The 4,465-nt window shown below is 62.2% G+C and carries 5 protein-coding genes and 1 riboswitch; all 5 genes read right to left on the bottom strand.

The annotated features are described in order from the left end of the window. Positions 1-73 precede the first annotated feature (73 nt). On the bottom strand, positions 74-643 hold the full coding sequence (locus tag M2320_RS23010) for an urea carboxylase-associated family protein (protein WP_264599296.1): 570 nt from the start codon (positions 641-643) through the stop codon (positions 74-76). A gap of 11 nt (positions 644-654) precedes the next feature. Beyond that, positions 655-1,461: an urea amidolyase associated protein UAAP1 gene (locus tag M2320_RS23005; protein WP_264599295.1), complete on the bottom strand. Its 807-nt coding sequence runs from the start codon at positions 1,459-1,461 to the stop codon at positions 655-657. Positions 1,462-1,531: 70 nt separating this feature from the next. Then, positions 1,532-2,278, bottom strand: a complete 747-nt coding sequence (locus M2320_RS23000) for an ABC transporter ATP-binding protein (protein ID WP_264599294.1) — start codon at positions 2,276-2,278, stop codon at positions 1,532-1,534. Further along, complete coding sequence (locus M2320_RS22995) at positions 2,275-3,093, bottom strand: ABC transporter permease (protein WP_264599293.1); 819 nt, start codon at positions 3,091-3,093, stop codon at positions 2,275-2,277. Before M2320_RS22995 ends, M2320_RS23000 begins: the two co-directional genes overlap by 4 nt. Positions 3,094-3,124: 31 nt before the next feature. Continuing rightward, positions 3,125-4,189 (bottom strand): putative urea ABC transporter substrate-binding protein, encoded by a 1,065-nt coding sequence (locus M2320_RS22990; RefSeq protein ID WP_264599292.1) that lies wholly within the window; start codon positions 4,187-4,189, stop codon positions 3,125-3,127. 89 nt (positions 4,190-4,278) lie between these two features. Beyond that, a riboswitch (guanidine-I (ykkC/yxkD leader) is annotated at positions 4,279-4,384 on the bottom strand. Positions 4,385-4,465: the final 81 nt, after the last annotated feature.

Genomic DNA, 4,465 nt, shown 5'->3' with positions numbered 1-4,465 from the left:
TCACACCCAACACCCCGGCGCCCTCTGACGAAAGAACCCGGCAGAAAAGCACTTATCGGTCGCGGGAAACTGTTCAGACAACCGGGACCAGCTCTATCTCCGCGACCAGTTCGACATAATCGCCGGGCTTGGATTCGCCATCGACAATGGCGAGTTTGCCATCGGGCTCGACCGGAACGTTCATGAAGAAATTGATGTTGGGGACGACATCGCGCTTGCTCATGCCGTATTTGCTGACTTCGAGCACGAAATTCTCGCGGCAGGCGTGCTGGTATTTGACGTGATGGCCGAAGCGCACGGTGTTGCTCTCGCAGGAGCAGGCGCCCGCCGACGTGTCATGCGCGCCGCCGGTGTTGGCGACGATGCGCGCCATCACGCGCCCCTCGTTGGAGACGAGTTTCGTGCCCATGACCACATAGGCCGAACCCTGCTCGCGCAACGTGTCATTGGCGGAATAGCGCTCGGAAAAATCGGCGGCGTTGTAGAACAAAGTGTCCACCGCCTGCTGGCCGCGGCTGTCTACGATGCGCAACGTCTGCCCTTTGCGCACAAGGGCCGACCACGGCTTTTTCGCGGGAATGTCAAAAGTTTGCGCCGCCTTGGCGGGGTCGAGCTTCGAGGGCGCGCAGATGATCACACTCATGTCTTCCTCCCTCAAGCGAACGTGTTTTCGAAGGCGCGCACGCTTTCGGCGCTGCCGGAGCGACAGAAATCATCCGCCGCCACCGGCAGACGATAACGGATCAGGTCGAGCGGTCCCGGCGCATAGTCGGGCGCGGGGTCGAAGGGATGCGGACAATTGGAAATGGCGACCAACACATCCTGTTCGGCGCGCAGATCAACAAAATCATTTTTCGCGCGCTTGGCTTCGTTCCAGACGAACTTGCCGTCCGCATCGGTTTCGACCGGGGCGAAGAAGGTCACGGGCAGCGGAATGTCGGCGCGTGTGAGGCCCAGCTTGGTGGCCGCGAGAATGAAATTGTCGCGGGTGTTGCGGAAGTCGCCGCCATATTTGCGCGCGTTGCTCGCGGCATTGGAGCCGCCGACCAGCGCGTCATGGGCGCCGGACGTGTCCTGGGTGATGGAAAAAATCACCTTGCCCATGTCGGAGAGGATGACGCGTCCCGCGCGCAGCGCCGCGCTCCATTGCACCTTCACCGTATCGGCGTGGTTGATGCGCTCGGACACGTCCTGCGCGTTCCAGGCGATCACCGAAGCCGAGGACCGTCCGTCAGCGTTCAACAGACGCAGGGTTTCCCCTCTCAAAACCTTGCCGTACCAATACCAGCCGCCTGGAATGGTCTCGCGCGCCAAAACATCCGACGGCGAGAGCGCAGCGCCGTCCCTCGGCGTCAGCGCCGGCAGCGCGCGCGGCGAAACGCCTTGCCCGGCGGTTTTGAGTTTTTCGTAATTGGCGCGATTGACGGCGATTTCGGCTTTTTGTTCGTCGGTCAGGCTCATGACTGCCTCGCTAAATCCGGGCCGTCCCGGCATTGCCCATCAAGGACCGGGTCGTCCCGGCCAGAGCGGTTTAGTTCTTCGGCGCGCCGGCGATGCGGCGCGGCCAGATCGGAATGTCCTGCGCAATGGTCGCGCCGTAGCGCTCCTTTTCTTCCGGCCGATCGCGCCGGCGCTCGAAGGCGAGAATGCGCGTGCCCAGCCGAAAGGCTTCGGAGAGGTCATGCGTGACCATCACCACGGTGAGCGGGCTCTCGTGCCAGATTTTCTGCATCAAGGCCTGGATGTCGCCACGAATGCCGGGATCCAGCGCGCCAAAGGGTTCGTCGAGCAGCAAGACTTTGGGGCGCCGCATCAGCGCCTGCGCCAGCGCCAGGCGCTGCTGCATGCCGCCCGACATTTCCGCCGGATATTTGTCCTGCGCCCGCTCAAGCCCCACTTGCGCCAGCAGCGCGCGCGCTTCCTCGCGCACGGCTTTTTTCCGCGCGCCAAAGATTTTTCCCAGCCAGGGCGATTCCGAAAATTCGGCGCCGAGCATGACATTGCCAAGCGCGGTCAGGTGCGGAAAGACGGAATAGCGCTGGAACACGATGCCGCGCTGGGCGTCGGGCTCGGCGGGCAAAGGCTCGCCATCCAGCAGGATTCTTCCACGCGTCGGCGCGGTCTCGCCGAGCAGCATGCGCAAAAACGTGGTCTTGCCGCAGCCGGACGGGCCGACCAGCATGAGAAAATCACGCGACGCGATCTCGAAGGAAATATCCTCGAGCACGATCTGGTCGCCGATTTCCTTCCAGACTTTTTCGACCTTGATCGCGCTCATGACGCCCTCGCCGCGGCAAACCAGGGGAAGGCGCGCGCCTGCACAAAACGCAGGGCGGCGTCGGAGAGGAAGGCGAGCAATGTGATCCAGGCGACATAGGGCAGGATCACATCCATGGCGAGATAGCGGCGCACCAAAAAAATGCGGTAGCCGAGGCCGGAATCGGAGGCGATGGCCTCCGCCGCGATCAGGAACAGCCAGGCCGGCCCGAGCGACAGCCGCAGCGAATCGATCAGGCGCGGCAGCATCTGCGGCAGCACCACGCGCAGCGCGATCAGCCAGGTGCTGGCGCCCAGCGTTTGCGCCTTCAAAAATTGCTCGCGCGGCAATTCGCTCACGCGCAGCGCGAGGTCGCGGATCATCACCGGCGCGCAGCCGATCACGATCAAAGCGATTTTGGCGGTTTCACCCAGGCCGAGCGCGATGAACAGAATGGGCAGCAAGGCGAGCGGCGGCGCCATCGACACCACGGCGACGAAATCGTCGAGCAGCGCCCGCATGAATGGCAACATGCCGATGGCGACGCCGACAACGAGCGCGATCGCCGTGGCGATGCCCAAAGCGCCGAACAGCCGGTGCAGGCTGGCGAACGTGTCGTCCCAGAAGATATAGGCGCCGGTGCGCGGATCCGCATGAAAGGCGAGGGTCTTGATCGCCTCGAACATGGCGAGCGGCGAGGGCAGCAATTTGTCATTGGGGTTTTCCGCGAGGCGAAGCGCGGAAAACAAGAGATAGGCGGCCGCCGTCAGCAGGAACGGCAAGGCGATCAGCACGATCTCCTGCCCCCGGTTCGGCTTTTTGTTGAGCAGACGCATGGATGTTTTCCTGGACGGCGGCGCGGAGAACTCAGAGCTTGCCTTCGGCGGCGAGCTTCATGAAGGTCGCGTCGAAGCGGAATTTCACGTTCTTGGCGTCGCCCAGCACTTTTTTGTCGGCGAGTTCGATGCCCACGGCGTCGGCGCTCTTGGCGTCCTTGCCGAGCAGCGATTTTTCGAACAGGAAGCCGCGCACGTGGTCCATGGTTTTGCCGACATCCTTGCTGGTGACAAAGGCGACGGCGTCCGCGGGCTTGGCGAATAGTTTTGTTGAGGCGAGCTGCGCCTCGAATCCGGCGAGATCGGTTCCCGAGGCCTTGGCCATGGCCTCCTTGGCCGCCTTGGCCTCGGCGCCGGTCATCTTGTCCATGGTCTCGTACCAGATGCCGACAAGCGCCTTGCCGAAATCCGGATTGTCCTTGATCACCTGGGTGTTGGCGACCAGCAGATCCATGATCTCGCCGGGGATCTGCGAGGAATCAAAAACCTTTTTCGCATCCTTGTTGGCGAGGATTTCGCTGACGATCGGGTTCCAGGTGACCACCGCGGTGACGTCGGCGGTCTTGTAGGCGGCGGCCATGTCGGCGTCGGACGTGTTGACGACCTTCACGTCCTTTTCCGCAAGCTTGATGCTTTCGAGCGCGCGGGCCAGCAGATAGTGCGAGACCGAGAACTCGACCAGATTGACCTTCTGGCCCTTGATCGCGGCGAGTTTGTCTTTTCCCTTGAGGATGACCGCGTCATTGCCGTTGGAGAAATCGCCGACGATCACGGCGGTGGTGTCGACGCCGCCGGCCGACGGCGTCGACAGCGTGTCCATATTGGTGATGGTCACGGCGTCATAGGCGCCGGCGGTATATTGGTTGATCGATTCGACGTAATCGTTGAACTGCTTGACGTCGATGGTGATACCGTATTTGTCGGCCCATTTCTTGACGATGCCGGCGTCCGCCGCATAGCCCCAAGGCATCCAGCCCACATAGATCGACCAGGCGACCTTGAAAGTCTTCTTGGGTTCGGCTGTCGCGCCGGCGAGGCTCAGCGCCAGCGCGGAGCCGGCGAGCAGAAGGGTGCGGAGGAGGTGTTTCGTGCGCATTTTGCCATCCCTCAAATCTGGTCACGCAGATTTTGAACATGATGAGGGATCGGCATGGACCACGTATCGCCAATCCCTTGGCTTACGAGGTCTCCCGGGCTTTTGTCCCGCCGTGCCTCCGAAGGATGTCTCCCTTCGGGCGGCGGCTCTCGGACCAGCATCTCCACAGCGAGATCGGAACCCTAGGCCGTGTGGACGAATTTGACCAAGCATAGTCCTGCGGCGAAAGCGATGATTGAGCGGAAGTTGCGCGCTGTCTTTTCGCATCGCAATGCG

Source organism: Rhodoblastus acidophilus, from assembly GCF_025961575.1.
Classification (GTDB): Bacteria; Pseudomonadota; Alphaproteobacteria; order Rhizobiales; family Beijerinckiaceae; genus Rhodoblastus; species Rhodoblastus acidophilus_C.
This window is presented reverse-complemented; position numbering and strand designations above follow the sequence as displayed.

Bases quoted from the DNA above. Each gene is read 5' to 3' on its own strand.
- M2320_RS22995 (WP_264599293.1), bottom strand. From the start codon at position 3,093: ATGCGTCTGCTCAACAAAAAGCCGAACCGGGGGCAGGAGATCGTGCTG.
- M2320_RS23010 (WP_264599296.1), bottom strand. From the start codon at position 643: ATGAGTGTGATCATCTGCGCGCCCTCGAAGCTCGACCCCGCCAAGGCG.
- M2320_RS23005 (WP_264599295.1), bottom strand. From the start codon at position 1,461: ATGAGCCTGACCGACGAACAAAAAGCCGAAATCGCCGTCAATCGCGCC.
- M2320_RS23000 (WP_264599294.1), bottom strand. From the start codon at position 2,278: ATGAGCGCGATCAAGGTCGAAAAAGTCTGGAAGGAAATCGGCGACCAG.
- M2320_RS22990 (WP_264599292.1), bottom strand. From the start codon at position 4,189: ATGCGCACGAAACACCTCCTCCGCACCCTTCTGCTCGCCGGCTCCGCG.